The 15,942-nt window shown below is 60.7% G+C and carries 13 protein-coding genes; 5 read left to right on the forward strand and 8 right to left on the reverse strand.

Annotated elements, in window-relative coordinates; genetic code table 11:
• Nucleotides 1-122 precede the first annotated feature (122 nt).
• Genes CCICO_RS09900 through CCICO_RS09915 form a run of 4 tightly spaced genes read left to right on the forward strand, consistent with a single transcriptional unit; the run spans nucleotide 123 to nucleotide 3,515 of the window.
• Complete coding sequence (locus CCICO_RS09900; protein WP_018019402.1) at nucleotides 123-1,211, forward strand: metal ABC transporter substrate-binding protein; 1,089 nt, start codon at nucleotides 123-125, stop codon at nucleotides 1,209-1,211.
• On the forward strand, nucleotides 1,208-1,864 hold the full coding sequence (locus CCICO_RS09905; protein ID WP_018019403.1) for a metal ABC transporter ATP-binding protein: 657 nt from the start codon (nucleotides 1,208-1,210) through the stop codon (nucleotides 1,862-1,864). Before CCICO_RS09900 ends, CCICO_RS09905 begins: the two co-directional genes overlap by 4 nt.
• Nucleotides 1,854-2,693 carry a metal ABC transporter permease gene (locus CCICO_RS09910; RefSeq protein WP_018019404.1) on the forward strand — a complete coding sequence of 280 codons (840 nt, stop codon included), beginning with the start codon at nucleotides 1,854-1,856 and terminating at the stop codon, nucleotides 2,691-2,693. Before CCICO_RS09905 ends, CCICO_RS09910 begins: the two co-directional genes overlap by 11 nt.
• 3 nt (nucleotides 2,694-2,696) lie before the next feature.
• Entirely contained in the window at nucleotides 2,697-3,515 is an 819-nt protein-coding gene (locus CCICO_RS09915) for a metal ABC transporter permease (protein ID WP_018019405.1), read from the forward strand.
• On the opposite strand, the gene CCICO_RS09920 is transcribed toward CCICO_RS09915, so the two are convergent.
• The 3 genes from CCICO_RS09920 to CCICO_RS09930 all read right to left on the reverse strand — a co-directional run bounded on the left by CCICO_RS09920 (nucleotide 3,512) and on the right by CCICO_RS09930 (nucleotide 6,858).
• Complete coding sequence (locus CCICO_RS09920) at nucleotides 3,512-3,703, reverse strand: YbdD/YjiX family protein (RefSeq protein ID WP_018019406.1); 192 nt, start codon at nucleotides 3,701-3,703, stop codon at nucleotides 3,512-3,514. The genes CCICO_RS09915 and CCICO_RS09920 overlap by 4 nt on opposite strands.
• A complete protein-coding gene (locus CCICO_RS09925) occupies nucleotides 3,703-5,997 on the reverse strand; it encodes a carbon starvation CstA family protein (protein ID WP_018019407.1) in 2,295 nt (764 codons plus the stop codon). Before CCICO_RS09925 ends, CCICO_RS09920 begins: the two co-directional genes overlap by 1 nt.
• A 360-nt stretch (nucleotides 5,998-6,357) precedes the next feature.
• On the reverse strand, nucleotides 6,358-6,858 hold the full coding sequence (locus CCICO_RS09930) for a phosphoribosyltransferase (RefSeq protein ID WP_018019408.1): 501 nt from the start codon (nucleotides 6,856-6,858) through the stop codon (nucleotides 6,358-6,360).
• 128 nt (nucleotides 6,859-6,986) lie between these two features.
• On the opposite strand from CCICO_RS09930, the gene purT reads away from it, so the two are divergent.
• On the forward strand, nucleotides 6,987-8,249 hold the full coding sequence (purT, locus tag CCICO_RS09935; RefSeq protein WP_018019409.1) for a formate-dependent phosphoribosylglycinamide formyltransferase: 1,263 nt from the start codon (nucleotides 6,987-6,989) through the stop codon (nucleotides 8,247-8,249).
• Nucleotides 8,250-8,261: 12 nt separating this feature from the next.
• Here the strand turns inward: purT and CCICO_RS09940 are convergent, their stop codons facing one another.
• From CCICO_RS09940 to CCICO_RS09960, 5 genes are all read right to left on the reverse strand, one after another.
• Nucleotides 8,262-8,762 carry a GNAT family N-acetyltransferase gene (locus CCICO_RS09940; RefSeq protein ID WP_018019410.1) on the reverse strand — a complete coding sequence of 167 codons (501 nt, stop codon included), beginning with the start codon at nucleotides 8,760-8,762 and terminating at the stop codon, nucleotides 8,262-8,264.
• A gap of 138 nt (nucleotides 8,763-8,900) precedes the next feature.
• A complete protein-coding gene (locus CCICO_RS09945) occupies nucleotides 8,901-10,247 on the reverse strand; it encodes a SpaH/EbpB family LPXTG-anchored major pilin (RefSeq protein ID WP_018019411.1) in 1,347 nt (448 codons plus the stop codon).
• Between the two features lie 5 nt (nucleotides 10,248-10,252).
• On the reverse strand, nucleotides 10,253-11,149 hold the full coding sequence (locus tag CCICO_RS09950; RefSeq protein WP_018019412.1) for a class C sortase: 897 nt from the start codon (nucleotides 11,147-11,149) through the stop codon (nucleotides 10,253-10,255).
• Nucleotides 11,150-11,272: 123 nt separating this feature from the next.
• Nucleotides 11,273-12,754 (reverse strand): SpaH/EbpB family LPXTG-anchored major pilin, encoded by a 1,482-nt coding sequence (locus tag CCICO_RS09955; RefSeq protein ID WP_018019413.1) that lies wholly within the window; start codon nucleotides 12,752-12,754, stop codon nucleotides 11,273-11,275.
• A 257-nt stretch (nucleotides 12,755-13,011) separates the two neighbouring features.
• Nucleotides 13,012-15,453: a vWA domain-containing protein gene (locus tag CCICO_RS09960; protein WP_156809834.1), complete on the reverse strand. Its 2,442-nt coding sequence runs from the start codon at nucleotides 15,451-15,453 to the stop codon at nucleotides 13,012-13,014.
• Between the last annotated feature and the right edge of the window lie 489 nt (nucleotides 15,454-15,942).

A 15,942-nucleotide genomic window follows, 5' to 3' on the forward strand; every position in this document is an offset into this window, starting at 1 on the left:
TTCTAGAGTCAGTGTGCCAAACTCTAGGATGTCGATGCCCGCCTGCTTCCCCCTTTTTTCTTCTTCCCGGGCGGCATCGACGCACTGACCACTTGTTTCGTGCTTTGAAGAAATGGAATGCCATGAACCTCTTCTCTTCGCGCCTGGCGGCCACGGCGGCCGTCGCGGCGCTGCTCGGCGGCGGTGTGGCCGCCTGCGGCTCCGAATCCGCCTCCTCCGATGATGAGATCAAGGTGGTGGCCTCCACTACCCAGATCTGTGATTATGTGAAGCAGCTCGATATCGCGCAGGTGGATCTCACCTGCCTGCTCGCACCGAATGCCACGGCCCACGAGCTGGAGATGACGCACGAGCAGATCTCTCAAACCTCCGAGGCGGATCTACTCATGGTCAATGGCGTGGATCTGGAGCACTTCCTTGATGCGGCCATCGATTCGAGTGGCTTCTCCGGCACCATGCTGGTCACCAGCGGGGTGCTCACCGCCGCCGATGTGGAGAACACCCCGGCCGGCACCACCCAGGCCCCGGAGAAGTCCGATAGCGGCAGCTACACCATCGATCGCGGTATCGCGCGGGTCGATGTGGCCCCGTGGCCCTTTGCCCCCGAGCCGGGTGAGGAGGCGGAGTTCGCCTATGACCCACACGTGTGGACCTCGCCTGCACACGCCCAGATTCAGGTAGAAAATATCGGCTATGCCCTTGAGCAAGAGGCCGACAAGCGAGACAACGCGGCGCTGAAGAAAGAGATCCAGCAGAAGGTTCAGGCCTATACCGACAAGCTGCAGCAGCTGGATCAGTGGGCACATGAATCCATCGACAGCGTGAAGCATCCGGTGCTCTTTACCAGCCACGATGCCTTCGGCTACTTCTCTAAGGAGTTCAATGTGGACTTCATCGGCGCCGCACTGAGTGACTTCTCTGATCAGCAGGACGCCACCGCTAGCCACATTGCGGCCGCGGCGGAGACGGTGAAAGACTCCGGCGCCACCGCACTCTTTGCCGAGAACTCCAATAATTCCAAGTCCATCGAGGCCATCGCGAAGGCCGCCGGGGTGAAGGCCGTGATCGGCGATGATGCCCTCTACGGCGATTCCTTGGGCCCCGCCGGCAGCCCCGGTGAGACCTATATCGGCTCCATCACCCACAATGTCACCACCGTGGTCAACGCCTGGGATGGCCACGTGGCCGAGCTACCGGAGCAGCTGCAATGATTGTGTCGCTTCGCGACGCCGCCTTCAGCTACGGCCAGGCCCCCATCCTCAGCGCTATCTCCGCCCAGGTGAACGCCGGAGAGGGCATGGCGCTGATCGGCCCCAATGGTTGCGGCAAAACCACGCTGCTGCGCGGCATCGTGGGCACCGCCCAGCTGTGCGGCGGCACGATGGAGGTTCACGCCTCGCGCATCTCCTATGTGCCGCAGGTGGCCGATATTGATCGCACCTTCCCCGTCACTGCCTTCGACGTGGTGGCCATGGGGGTGCTCTCCCAGCTGCGCTTCTTCCAACCTTTGGGCGCGCACGCTAAGCGCGTGCACGCCGCGCTGGAGAAAGTGGGGTTGGGCGAGCGCGCCGGCACCCATTTCGGCAGCCTCTCCGGCGGGCAGCAACAGCGCGTCTTGCTGGCACGGGCCATCGTGGCCCAGCCCGATCTGGTGTTGCTGGACGAGCCCTTCAATGGTCTCGATACGGCCAACCGCGACATCCTGCTCGTGCTGCTTAATGAGCTTAAAGCCCAGGGCACCGCGCTCATCGCCTCCACGCACGATTATGAGCTGGCCGAAGGGGCCTGCGATACCGTGCTGGCGCTAGTGGATCCCCCGCAGTTCGGGCCGGTTAATGAGGTGGTGCCGGCCTATGTGGACTGAGCTGGCGCACCAGGTGGGCATGGCGCCATTCATGTTCCGCCCCCTCGTGCTGCTGCTCGCGCTCGGGGTGGTCAGCGGAATCTTAGGGGTGATTGTGAACCTGCGCGGCCTCGAGTTCAACGCCGAGGCGAGTGTGCACGCCATCTTCCCCGGGGTGGTGGCTGGGGCGGTCTTCGGTGGTATCGACATGATCGTGCCCGCCGCCTCTGCCGTGGCCGTGGTGGTGGCCATTGTGCTCACGCTGATCTCTCGGGCCCGCATCGGCGAGGCCGGGGTGGCTATTGTGCTCACCGGTTTCTTTTCCCTAGGGGTAATCATCTCCCTGCACAAGGGGGATCGCTCCGGCCAGCTAGAGGCCCTGATGTTCGGCCGGCTGCTCGAGCTGACCGATCAGCGCCTGACTATGGCCCTCGGGGTGTTCGCTATCGCCCTGGTGTTGCTGCTTCTTACCTGGTCCTCCCAGGTGTTCGCCGCTTTTGATCGCGATGGCGCCCAGGCCGCCGGGGTGAACCTGTGGGTGGTGGATCTCAGCATCAACGCAGCGATCGCGGCGGTGGTGGTGGCTTCTGCTGCCGCCATCGGTGTGCTGCTGGTGATCGGCTTCATGGTGGTGCCCGGCGCGGCGGCCAGGCTGGTGGTGCACCGGGTGCGGCACATGGTGCCGCTGGCGATCGGGATCTCGGTGATCAGTGGGCTCATTGGTTTGACCCTGGTGCCGCTCGGGCCGGTATCGCCGCAGGCGGTGGTGGCGCTGTCTGTGGTGGCTATGTATTTTGTGTTTCTCCTGCTGCGGCTGCTGCGGGATCGCCGGCGGACGGAGGTGGTCTAGCTCATGCTTTCCATTCTCACCCTGCCCATTATTGAGTTGATCGTGGTGGGCGCCCTCGCTGGGCTGGTGGGCTGTGTGGCCTTGTTGAATCGGCAGATCTTCTTTGCCGAGGCCATCACCCATGCCACCTTTCCCGGCGCGGTGCTGGGCGTGATCATTGGCGCGGCCTTCGGGCTGAATCAAGCGCAGCTATCTCTGGCGCTATTCGCCGGGGCGCTGCTGATGTGTTGGCCCATCGGGGCGCTGTTTTCGCTCTCCCGGGTGGGCACCTCCCAGTCGGCGGCGGGGTTGGTGCTGACCACGGGTTTCGCTTTGGGCTACTTCTTGAACAAGCTGTGTGCCCCGCTGCCGATCAAGGTGGAGAGCTTCCTCGTGGGCAGTGTGCTCACCGTGACCGCAGTGGACGTGCTGCTGGCGGTGGTGCTGCTGGCCATCGTGCTCGTGGTGCTCGCCGGCGGCTGGCGGCGGTTGGTGTTTTATGCCTTTGATCCGGCAGGTTTTGCGGTGGCGCACAAACGCCACCTCGCCCAAGGGCTCATCAGTGGGCTCATTGTGCTTAGCTTGGTGGCGCTGATCCCCGCGGTGGGCACCATCTTGTCCATCGCCCTGCTGGCCGCGCCGGCGGCCACCGCGGCGGTGTTTGCCACCCGCCCGAGCACTCTGTTTCTCACTGCCCCGCTACTGGGCGTGGCAATTGGGCTGGGCGGGCTGGCGGTAGCGGTGGCGTGCCACCTCTCCGCTGGGGGATGTATTGGCCTCGTGGCGGCAATGGTGTTTGCCGCCGCGAAGCTCGCCTCGCTCGCCGGGCTAGGCCGGGGTTAGCAGCAGCGCGACTGGGGGTTAGCCGCCGCTTGGGCGTGCCGGTTTTTCCAATACTCCCGCTCGGAGGGGATGGGCTGATCGGGGTGGTGGATGCGCAGGTGCTCCACGTAGTGGGCGTAGTCATGGTCTCCCATGAGCTCGCCGATGTACCAGCCCACCGCTTTGATAGCGCGTAGCGCGGCCTTCACTAGTGGCCGCCTACGTGCGCATGGGAGCGGGCGGTGGAATGGAAGCGGCGCTCATCATCTTCCGCTACCTCAGCCCACTGCTTCTCGATCTCCTGGTCCACATCGGTGGCCACCATGCCGCTGGGGGCGAAGTAGCGGGAGGCCACCTCGGGCTCCTCGCTGGTGGGCACGGCCTCACCGCGGGCGGCACCGGCCTTGAGGGCGCGGACGATGGCCACGATCCCGGCGGCCACCACGATGAGGGTGACCACGGCGAAGACGATGGAGAGGGTGCCTTGTACGGCGGTGTTGCGCACCACGGCGGCGATGTCCTCTGGGCTGTGGGCGTTCTGGAAGCTCTCCAGGCCACGGTCTTGGGCATCCTTGAACGCGGAGTGCAGCGCCCAGTAGCCGATCTTCGGATCATCGCTGAAGATCTTCTGCCAGGAGGCCGTCATAGTGACGATGAGATCCCACGTGAGGGGCACACCGGGGATCCACGCCCACTTCACGTATCCGCGCTTAACTACCACCACGGTGACGAGGGTGAGGGCGAGGGCCGCGAGCAACTGGTTGGCGATACCGAAGAGCGGGAAGAGCATGTTGATGCCGCCGAGCGGATCGGTCACGCCCATCACCAGGATCGAGCCCCAGCCGAGGCACACCACGGCAGAGGTGATGACATTGCCGGTGGTCCAGCCGGCATCGCGGAACTTGGCCATGCCCGGCACGTTGCCCATGGCGTCGGCAAGCATGAAGCGGGCCACGCGGGTGCCGGCGTCGATGGTGGTGAGGATGAACAGCGCCTCAAACATGATGGCGAAGTGATACCAGAAGGACTGCAGGGCGTCGCCGCCGAACACCTGGGAGAGAATATCGGACATGCCGAAAGCCAGGGTGGGAGCGCCACCTGTGCGGGAGACGATCGAGGCCTCCCCCACGGCCGCGGCGGCGGCGTCGAAGTGCTCGGCGCTCACATCGGGCGAGCTCAGGCCCAAGCTGTTGACGTACTGGGCTGCGGTGTCGGCTGCACCCCCGGTGAGTGCCGAGGAGGCGTTCATAGCAAAGTACAGGTGCTGATCAATGATCACCGCAGCGCACATGGCCATCACGGCCACGAAGGATTCCATGATCATGCCGCCATAGCCGATCATGCGCATCTGGGATTCCTTCTCCACCAGCTTCGGAGTGGTGCCCGAGGAGACGAGGGCGTGGAAGCCGGAGAGGGCACCGCAGGCGATGGTGATGAACAGGAAGGGGAAGAGCTGGCCGGCGAAGGCGGGGCCGGTGCCGTCGAGGGCGAAGTGGGTGACGGCGGGCATCTCGATGGACGGGCGCACAATGAGGATGCCGATGGCGAGCAGCCCGATCACGCCGATCTTCATGAAGGTGGAGAGATAGTCGCGCGGGGCCAGCAGCAGCCACACCGGCAGCACCGAGGCCACAAAGCCGTAGCCGATCAACGCCCAGGCGAGGGTGACCTTGTCCCAGAGGAAGACATCGTGCCAGAAGGGATCGGCATTTACCCAGCCGCCGGCCACGATGGCCAGTACCAGCAGCCCGATGCCGATGAGCGAGACCTCACTCACCCGGCCCGGGCGGATGTAGCGCAGGTACACGCCCATGAATAGCGCAATCGGGATGGTCATGGTAATGGAGAACACGCCCCATGGGGATTCTGCCAGCGCGTTGATGATCACCACGCCGAGCACGGCGATGAGGATCGTCATAATCACGAGGATGCCGATGATGCCAAAGATGCCACCCACCCGGCCGGTCTCATCATTGAGCATCTGGCCCAAGGAGCGTCCCTTGCGGCGGGTGGAGATGGCCAGCACCAAGTAGTCCTGGACGGCGCCGGCGAACACCGCGCCGAAGACGATCCAGATCGTGCCGGGCAGATAGCCCATTTGGGCGGCCAGGATGGGCCCCACCAGCGGGCCGGCACCAGCAATGGCGGCGAAGTGGTGGCCGAAGAGCACGCGACGGTCGGTGGGCATGAAGTTTTTGCCGTCGTTATACAGCTCAGCTGGGGTGGCGCGATCGTCTTTAGGTCGCACCACCTTGTATTCGATGAGCCGGCCGTAGAAGCGGTAGCCCACGATGTAGGTGCCCACGGCGGCGAGCACCAGCCAAGTGGCGTTCACGCTTTCGCCGCGGCGCAGCGCAATCGCAGCCCAGCCGAAGGCAGCCACGAGGGCGATAATGGCGAAGATGATGCGTTGCGGCACCGGCATTCTGCGGCGGTCAACATAACCCACCGGCGGTAGATCATGGTGTGGCTGAAGAAGCTCCACCCCATTCGGAATCGGCACGGGATTCCTTCCCTTCTATGTGTGAATAGCAGTTGAGACCAGACGCCACGGCATTGCCACACGGGCGCGGCAAGGTACGCCGGCGAGCCCAGACGATATCCGGCAATCGCATGCATAAGGGGTGGAATGCATGGGGGGTGCTTTCACGGCACGCCCCTGGTGTGGGGCGCCGAGAAGAGATGCGGGCGTGCGTCGAAGGAAAAGAGAAAAACTCGATGGTCGAGGTGAGCATACAACTTTTTCTTAGGTTTCCTTCAACTTACCTACCGCAGGTGGGGGTGAGATCAGACGCAAGACGCCCCACACCGATCAGTATGCGGTGTGGGGCGTGTAAAAATTCTGCTGTCAGTGGCGGCTAGATTATTGAGCCTCGACCGGAGGCTCGGCCGACCACGGGAACACGATCCATTCGGCGGTGCGCTTCCACACATAGGTCGGGTCCACCTCACTGGAGGGCTTGGCGTAAAGAACGGCGGAGCGCACATCGGCGCCGTGGGTGGCCAGAAGCTTCAACACGAGCGCCAAAGTGCGCCCAGAATCGGCCACATCGTCCACCACGAGCAGCTTCTTATCGCTAATAGCCTCAATATCCAGCAGCGGCTCGAGCAGCACCGGATCCGGCAGGGTTTCGTGCACGTCGGTATAGAATTCCACATTGATGGCGTCGGAAAGCTTCACGCCCATGGAGTAGGACAGCGCCCCCGCCGGCACGAGGCCACCGCGGGCCACGGCCACAATTATGTCTGGGGTGAAACCGTCATTAGCGATCGTCTGGGCGAGTTCGCGGGAAGCGCGACCAAATCCGTCCCAAGTGAGGATTTCCTTTTCGGGTAGATCCGCTGAGTCTGCGTGATAAGCCATGTTTAAACTCTACCCCGACCGCCGCATTCTGCCTACGTGGCTTAGCGACGCTTTCCTCTCGATACTGAGATGCCCATTAGAATAGTGAGCACCAACCCTTAATGACCCGAGTGGAAAGAAGGCACTGCGTGTATTCCCAGGACTGGATCGGTACCGCGCTCTCCGAGACGGCCACGAAAGTGATGCTGCTCGGCGCCGGCGAGCTGTGCAAAGAGGTGGCTATCGCCTTCCAGCGCCTCGGGGTGGAGGTGCACGCCGTGGACCGCTACCCTAACGCCCCCGCACACCAGGTGGCTCACGCCACCTATGTGCTGGATGTGCGCGACGGCGAGGCGCTCTATGATCTGGTCACCCAGGTGCGCCCCGACTATGTAGTTCCCGAAACCGAGCACGTGGACTCCGCCACCCTCGAGCGCATTGAGGCCGAGGGGATCTCTACCGTGGTGCCCTCTACGCACGCCACCACCATGACGAACTCCCGTGAGGCCATAAAGAACCTCGCCGCCTTCGAACTCGGGGTGCCCACCTGCCGCTTCGCTTTCGCCTCCGGTTTGGAGGAGCTGCGCCAAGCGGTGCTCAATGTGGGCTTGCCCTGCGTGGTCAAACCGAATCAGGGCACCGCCGCCCGCGGCCAAACCTTGGTGCGGGAGATGGCCGATGTGGAGCAGGCTTGGGATAACGCCCTCGAGGCCATCGACGGCGGCCCGGCGCATGTGATCGCCGAGGAGTTTGTGGACTTTGACTATGAAGTCACCATTCTCACAGTCCGTTCGAAGGATCCCCACTCCGATTCGGAGGCCACGTGGTTCTGCGAACCCATCGGCCACACCCGCTTGGGCGAGCTGGCGGATTCCCGCAGCGCCGCCGATAGTGAGGACGCTGCCGGCGACTTCCTAGAGAGCTGGCAGCCGGCGCCCATGAGTGATTCCACCCGCGATATTGCCCGCTCCATTGCGGCGCGGGTAACCAATGCGCTATCTGGGCGCGGGGTGTTTGGCGTGGAGCTCTTTGTTAAAGGCGAGGATGTGTATTTCTCCGAGGTGGCTCCCCGCCCGCACGATACCGGCATGGTGACTATGGCCACCCAGCGCTTCTCTGAGTTCGAGCTGCATGCTCGGGCGGTGATGGGCTTCCCCGTGGATGTCACCCTCACCTCCCCAGGTGCGGCGGCGGTGATCAACGGCGCCACCGAGGGCCACGCGCTGCGCTACACCGGTATATACGAGGCGATGAGCGTGCCCGAGGTGGACCTACGTTTGTTCGGCAAGGCCGATAGCTACCCGGGACGCCGCCTTGGGGTGGCACTCGCCACGGCAGAAACGATCGATGAGGCCAGGGAGCATGCCCGCCACGCGGCGGCATCGGTCACTCCCGTGGCCGGGGACGAATAAAAGGGCGAAGAACTAGCGGCGCACCATGGGGATGTGGGGTGTGCCGGCATCGTCGAACTCCTCGCCGCAGCGGGTGAAGCCGAAACGCTCGTAGTAGCTTTCGAGCCCGCTTTGGGCGGCGAGCACCACCGGCTGGCCGCTGAACTGGCCTGCGGCCATCTTCAGGGCTTGATCAATGATGTCTGGGGCCAGCCCGGTGCCGCGGGCGTCCTGCTCGAGGGCGAGGCGGCCGAACTGCACCACGGCCGTATCTGCTTCAAGCTCCTCGGCACTGGCGCCGGTGGCTGCGGCGAACTCACCAAAGGTGGTGGGCACCATGCGGGCACAACCCACGAGACGGCTGCCGTTGCGGGCCATGATGTGCATGGTGCTGGCCTGAAGATCAACATCATCGATCTCGTGATACGGGCAGTGCTGCTCGGCTACAAACACATCAACGCGCAGTTTGTAGAGCTGGTGCACCTCCTTAGCGGAGAGGTGACCGAGGTGGGATACGGAAAAGTAAGTTGTCATGGCGGGCCACTCTAAACCACATGGGGCCACATAACCAAAACGTTGCGTGTGGGAACTCCCACATACATCACACGGCCGCCTCCCCATGTTCTCTGAGGAGGCGGCCGTGTGAATGAAAGAGGTAGACGGTGCGCGGTGCTACTCGGAGCGGCCGCGGCGGGAGCTCATCCAGATACCGAGGGCCACGAGCAGGCCACCGGCGATCACAAGCCCGATCACGCTGGCACCGGTGCTAGCGAGCGGCCCGGAACTACCGGAGCTGCTGCCCGATCCGCCGCCAGGGGCCGATCCTGGTTCTGTGCCAGGCTCTTCACTTGGCCCACTGCCGCCGTCATCACCGGGGGCATTGGGGCTATCCGAAGGGCCGGGCTGATCGCCCAGCTCGGGCATATCAGGATTCGGAACCGGGATGGGAATGTCTGTGGGGTGGGGTGTGCAATCGCCGACTCGGGTGCTCACCTGGTTGGTGCGCACACCGGGGGTGGTGTCGGCAAAGAACTGGGGATAGCCCTGCACCAGCACGTATCCGCGGTTAGTGAGCTTCTGCCCCGTAGCCTCTGCCGGGCCCTTCACGGTGAAAGTCCACGAGACGGTGGTCTCTGGGTTGCCGCGACGCAGCTCCGCGAGGGTTGTCAGTGCCGTGTCGTGCAGGCTCATCTGTGCCACACCATTGGTGACCACCACTGTGTAGTCCTCGGCGGCGAGGGCAACATCCTTGAGCTCTTTACCGGGGCGCTGGATGCTCACCTTCGAGCTCCCTTCAACGAAGCTCACCTCGGCGGGCAGCGGATCGGCGATCTCGAAGCGGCTGATCGCACCGTTGACATCGGGGGCCGGGGTGGTGGCGGAGATGCCATAGTTAAAGGTGTCCCCTGCCTTGATGCACCGGGTAGAGACATCCTTATTAGCCATGATCCGCTGATCCTTGGCATTTACCTCCACCGTGTAGTTCCACTCGTTGTGGTTCTCACGGTCAGTGCTGGGGATGGTGACGATGAACGGGTTGACCAAGGAGAGGGAGTTCTTCTGGGCGGCGCTGGGTTCTTCTTCCACGAAGTAGGCACCCAGTGGGAGGTCGCTGAAGCGCGCCACTCCCTTCTCGTCGGTGCTCGCGGTGCGCGCCTCGCCGAGGTAAGCCTCCCTGCTGCCACCGGTGAAGTAATCACCGAGCCCGGTTTTTTCTAACTCCTGCCAGCCTTCGTTGGTGGTGAGATCCACGTTAGTGATCTGTCGGATCTTAAACGTCAAGCCTGGAATCGGCTCCCGGCTGAGGTCCGCATCGGGATTGCTGGGATCACCAAATTGAGTGAGGGGGTCTCCGAGGGATTTATGGATGATGAGTTCGCCGCGGGCTGAGGGATCAATGAGGGATGCCTGCGGCTTATCGACGGCGAGCACCGCCGGGGCCCACGCGATGACCAGCAGCAGCGCCCCGATGATCCAGCCGCTAAGAACCCGCATGCGGTGGTGAGACTGGGTGAGCATAGTGTTTACTCTCCTTGTTCGGATGCGCGCCGGCGCTGTTTCATAAACCACACGAAGGTAGCGATGAGCACGGCGGCGACGATGACTGCTACGAGCGTCATCCACCACTGCCACGGCGTGTAGGACTGTTCCAAGATCTGATCTGCTTCCTCATCATCCAGCGGCACGCGGTGCCCAGTGACGAGCAGCCGATGAGAGTTCACGCCGTAGGGCGTGCAGGTAATCAAAGTGAGCTTGTCTGCCCCGGCCTCGGGCTTGAGCAGATCGGTTTCGTTCGGAAGCACCACGTTGATATCGGTGACTTCGTACTTCATTTTCTGCCCAGCGACGCTGAGGTAGATGCCGTCTCCCTTTTCCACATCGGTGAGGTTGTCCCACAAGGTGGCGTGGGACAGACCGGTGTGGCCGGTGAGTACGGCGTGGGTGGATTCGCCACCGACCGGCAGGGAGCTGCCGTAGAGGTGCCCGATGCCGCGGTTCAGAGTCTCCTCATCAGTCCCGTGGTACACGGGGAGATCGGATTTGATCTTCGGGATCACGATGCGCCCCATCACGTCCGCCAAGTCCAGCTGGGAGAGGTACTCCTGGTATTCCAGATTGGACTTGTCTACACGTGCCAACCAAGGGTCCAGCACGGGCCCTCCCGCGTGGTTCTCGTTCCATTCGTGCGCGCGACGGATGGCCTCATCGCGTTCTTCCTGAGTGGTGTTATCCACGATGGTTTGGGAATAGGCCTGTGCCGCACTGCTCTGCTTGGAGTTGGCTAAGTAGGTAGCCACTACGGGGTAGCTCAGGATTGCGATCCCGAGCAGGATGATGATGAGGGGAACGAGGCGACGCCGCACCAGACCCGCATTCACTTGCTTCGGCGTGGGTGCGTCCGAGTTCACGATGGTGGTCACGGCGCCTCCTTTGTTTCTCTGGCTGTGGGCATTGAGCTATTCAATTGAGATTCAGGGTGTTTGAGTGGGGCCTATTTAGTCTCTGGCCCCAGAAGAGATGTCAGCCTATACGGCTAGCTTCGATTAGGAAGCAGCGTTCTGGCGACGGTTGGAATAGTAGGCGTAAGCGCCACCGCCAACGATCAACACGCCACCCAGCACGAGCAGCATGGTCACACCGCGACCACCAGTGAGGGGCAAGTCGAAGCCGGTGTTGGCCTCAACGTTCTCGATTTTTACGGTGGTGAGATCAATAGTGTCGTTTCCATCCTTTTTCACCTGGAAATAGACAGGCTTCGGGAGCAGCTCGTAGCCCTCGCCGGCCTTGGTCTCAACCAAGCAGTAGCCACTCGGGGTGGTTTCCCCCACTGCGCCATTTACATAGTCATTGACGTGGAGACCGGCGATAGTGAACCCATCAGCGGCTGAGACATTGATGTCAGAGATAACCGAGTCCCCCTGGAGGTCATTTTCAGAGTTGCAGCGGTAGAGATCAAAAGTAGCTTCAACCCTTTCACCTGAGGTGTTGGTCTTATTGATTTTAACGTTGCCGAAGAAGGTCTCAGGGCGGTCTTCCTCCGGAATCTCAACCTCGGTACCCGGCCCATCGGGGGAAGACGAGGTTGAGATCTTGGCATTATTCTTGATCGGGTCGGTCTCAGACTGCCCATTGGCCCTTACAGTGAAGTCAATGGTGGCCTTCACCTGACGAGCAGCACCTTCTTTGGCGACGAGTTTCTCGATACCGGATTCAGTCAGGCTAATTGCAACCTCACCCGACCGGTTTTCAACCGTGTAATCTTCGGTGGCAGTTAGCGGCGTGTCATCTCCCAAGGTGACGCTCTTAACCTCGGGGGTTTCTAGGCGAGCATCTGGGTAGAGGTCAGTCAAGACAACGGAAGATAGCGAAGACGCCGACGGGACCTTGCCGGAAACCGTGTACGTAATCTTGTCGCCAGCCTTAACCGCATTCTCGTCAGTTACGCTCTTGGTGACAACATCTTCCTGCTTCTTGTTCTTCGGGTAGACGTGCACCTCGGGGAGGAACCCGTCTCGCCCATCCGGATCTGTCAAGGGAACAGCAACGAAGAAGGGCTCGGACTGAGTAGCCTCGTAACCGGTAGGAGCGGCCGTCTCGGTAACGCGGTACAGTCCTATCTCGGAGAGCTCAAAGTCAGCCTGTCCGCCACTGGACGTCACCTTGGTTTCAATCTCACGAAAACTAGGAGCCTGTTCAGTTCCCTTCGCGATGCGCTCAGCCTTCTTTTGCCCCTCGTTTGTGGTTAGGTCCACACCCTCAACTTTCTCGACTTTAAAGGTGGCACCGTCAAGGGGAGCACCAAGAGAGCCAGTTTCAGAAATTTCGGTGCCGTTTCCTCGCTGGCTAGGCGAGCTATTCTCAAATTTATGGACGTGAAGCTTGAGGCCTTCGTCTTTAGCGGCCTGCATGGTGTCGCACACGCCACCTGCACAGGGTGCGTCCTGTGCAGCGGCGATGCCGGCGGAGCCAAATACAATCGCGCCGGAGGCAGCGACAGCGAAAGCGCTGCGTGCAAACTTATTCATGTGAATCCTTAAAACTAGAGGGAGTTCGAGGCGCATTGTGTTTAGCGCCTCGGCTTGAGGGGGTGGTAGCCCCGCCGATGAGGTAGGCGGCGGATGCATCCAGCTCCTCCACACGGGTTCGTCGGTGAACTCGGGGATGTGAGCCGGGCGGTGCTCACATCATTCGCTATTGCACCGAGGTCGATCGATCTGCATAATCACTCCTTTAGAAAAACTTGTCGCATCGTCTGAGCATGGACTATGTAGTTGTGCTGTGCTTACGCTTTTGCGCGTCGGAGTGCTAAGCCACCTGCTAGCGCTAGGGATGCGCCCGCTAGCAATAGGGGCCACACGCCCTTGCCACCTGTGAGGGGTAAATCTCCATTAAGGATGGGCAAGGTAAACATCCACGCGTCATCGGTTGCACTGACTGGACCGATAGCGTTTTGGTTCACCTTTTGATCTTCGGGGACGTTGAAGCTAGCCATAATTGTGGCCCTGTTGGCGTGGTAGTCACCGGGGGCCGCAGCCAAGCGATCGGATCGCCACGTGCAGGAAAGCGAACCTCGTGGAGCTAGTGCTTGAGCAGGCACCACGCGTACCGTGTCACCTTGCTGAACCACCCGAGCGTTCCTATCGCACGAGAGGCCAGTGGGGCGAATCTTCCCATTTGGTCGAGACGTATTCGGATCTAGCTGGGCGTCGGCGATGGTGAATGCTGTAAGCGGAGTCGAACCATCGTTGCGAATTGTGTACCTAACGGTCGTCTGTCCAGCACCTGTAGTGCTTGACGCGCTCTCCCTAGTGTCGGCGTCCTCACCGTTCAGGAACTTATTTACCGAGACAGCAGGCCTCGACATACTTACACACGCGTCAGCTCGCTTATTACCCGACAGCTCTACACGATTTTTCAAACCACCCGAGGGGCAGGTCAGATTCTCGGGAATATTGCCTACGTTATTGACTCTGTAGACCACATTGACTTTGACAGACCTAGTCTGCTTCGCTGGAATCGGCCGCATATTTGCTTCAGGTAGAACCCACGCTGGCCCGCTTTTGCTGAGCTGACCGGGGCGCTGAATCAGAGAATTACGTACTTCGTTTGGGTTCTGCACCTCAACTCGGAGAATACTCAGGCCTTTGGGAGCCGATGGAATTTCCTTAATTTGGGCTGGGGTGCCCTCGACTGTTCCGGTATTGCGCACGTCAACTTGGTATGCCGCTTTGAACTCTTGGCCGTTACCGGTGATTACGCGAGGCTGGGGAACCGCAGACTTCGACACATTGAACTCGGGAGTGCCAGCGGTGTTCTGCACCGTGCAGTCCACAATGTCCTTATCTCTCAATCCGGTGATGGTGAACTTCTTGTTATTCACCTCAGACTTGACCACTCGTCCGCTACCACTGCCGTAGGAGATTGGAGCGCTAGACCCCGCGTTCCTCACTTGACAAATGGCCGTAGCTTTCTGTCCGCCGGGAGCGTCTTGCGGTCGCAGCCTATAAGGCGAATTACCTCCAAGGACCTCTTCAATAGCGATGCTTGTGGTTCCGTTTTTAGTAACAGGGAAATTGAAGGTCGTTGCACCGTCGCCGCCCGTAGACTGCTGTACACGCTGCTGTTCGCGACCGTTGACCAGCGCCCGATCGGCGCGGAAGGTGAAGCCTCCCGTATCTGCACGGGTATCCACTCGGCCGTTTGCATCCACGATCTCCTTATGAATCGTGATGGTACCGACGCAACCGGAAGTCAATTTATCCAGCTCGTCCGCGAGCTGACCATAGTTGGACCCAACGACGGTGTCAGTCAGCCGCCCTAGGTAGGCGGCGGGACTATCAAACTGCCACTGTGTATATAGTGGTAGCCACCTTCCGTTGCTGTGTAGCCCTTCCCTGCTTCCTACGCTGCCGCGAATGCTTCGTGGTTTTTGGAATTTGTTATTGAAAATGACTACTTCCGAACCCGAGATCCTCGAGAATCCGGCAGGCACAGCTTGAGCATCGGGGAAAAGCTGATTTAATGTGCGCAGACCACCTACAGGTGCTGAGTTGAAGACTCGTGCCGTTTGCACATCCTCGTTAACACGCACTCCAAGAACCCGCGTGCCACTACTCCTCATTGCATCCGAGATGTTTATTGCTTCGAAAACGGGTGCACTGTAAGTGCCTGCCAAGTATCCCGACCGCGGTGGATCGTTGTACATGTAACCGTCGCCGATGAGAATTACGACGTCATAACCTTGGTTTTGCACACTGGCAAGGCCACGCTGGTAGTCAGACCGCTGTGTGTCTCCTTGCGGCCACTCTCCATCGAGCCGGTCAATGTAGCTATCGAAAGCTTGCTTCCCCGCAGGATCGAGCAATCGCGCAGAAAAGCCTCCATTCGGCTTCGCTGGCGCATTACTAGCAAAGGTTTGAACCCCTACGGTAGAACCAGTGCCTGCGAGATTAGCCCCTACTCGTCTCAATGCGTCCTTGTAGGCAGGCTTCTGCTGAGCTGTCGAACCCGATACATCGATCAGGATCCCTACCTTTTGGCCGCAGAGCCGCTGGTTGAGATCCCCAGCCGCCCGTGGCTTGCGGTTTAACTGACGAACCTCCGGCTGCTCGACGGGTTCAGCATCCTCTGGTTCCCCAGATTCGTCGGATTCCTCCGATTCCTCAGGCTCTTGTGTCTCGGTTGAGGTCGTCGATGTAGATGAGTTTGAGGTCTCGGATTGCACGCTTGAGGGCGTGACGGTGGAAGTGGCACTAGCCGTTAGGCCAGTCCCCCGCGGTTATCCTCGTTATCCTGCGATGAATCGCTATCGTTGACTGAAGTGTTTGCTTCATCGTCCTGTGCCCAAGCAGTGTTACCAGCACCGTACAGAACGACCGCAGCAACGAGCGCTAGTATCGCACACACCGCTAGGACACTGGTCAGCAGCCGCTTGGTGGCGTTAGGAGGATTCAAGACAGGACCTCGACAAAGTTAGGAAATTAAGATAAGAGGATGCTGAAGATTCACTCATCTCTCAGATCGGCGCCGAAAACGCTTGTGCGCAGCGATGACAGCTAGCCACTGCATCCAATTTTTAAGGTACAGCACCTCACGCACCTCCACAAGAGCTCAGTAACTCACACAGCTATTAGGCCATCCGGCGCCACCACTTATTCGGTTCTTAACTATTGAATCGCTAACGGCCACTAGTTTGTTTCACCAATCTGAAACC

Origin of the sequence: Corynebacterium ciconiae DSM 44920, assembly GCF_030440575.1 — a bacterium.
In the GTDB taxonomy this organism is placed as follows: Bacteria; Actinomycetota; Actinomycetes; order Mycobacteriales; family Mycobacteriaceae; genus Corynebacterium; species Corynebacterium ciconiae.

Excerpts from the sequence above, each read along its gene's own strand:
- CCICO_RS09900 (WP_018019402.1), top strand. The coding sequence starts at position 123 with ATGAACCTCTTCTCTTCGCGCCTGGCGGCCACGGCGGCCGTCGCGGCG.
- CCICO_RS09905 (WP_018019403.1), top strand. The coding sequence starts at position 1,208 with ATGATTGTGTCGCTTCGCGACGCCGCCTTCAGCTACGGCCAGGCCCCC.
- CCICO_RS09910 (WP_018019404.1), top strand. The coding sequence starts at position 1,854 with ATGTGGACTGAGCTGGCGCACCAGGTGGGCATGGCGCCATTCATGTTC.
- CCICO_RS09945 (WP_018019411.1), bottom strand. The coding sequence starts at position 10,247 with ATGCTCACCCAGTCTCACCACCGCATGCGGGTTCTTAGCGGCTGGATC.
- CCICO_RS09940 (WP_018019410.1), bottom strand. The coding sequence starts at position 8,762 with ATGACAACTTACTTTTCCGTATCCCACCTCGGTCACCTCTCCGCTAAG.
- CCICO_RS09930 (WP_018019408.1), bottom strand. The coding sequence starts at position 6,858 with ATGGCTTATCACGCAGACTCAGCGGATCTACCCGAAAAGGAAATCCTC.
- CCICO_RS09915 (WP_018019405.1), top strand. The coding sequence starts at position 2,697 with ATGCTTTCCATTCTCACCCTGCCCATTATTGAGTTGATCGTGGTGGGC.
- CCICO_RS09955 (WP_018019413.1), bottom strand. The coding sequence starts at position 12,754 with ATGAATAAGTTTGCACGCAGCGCTTTCGCTGTCGCTGCCTCCGGCGCG.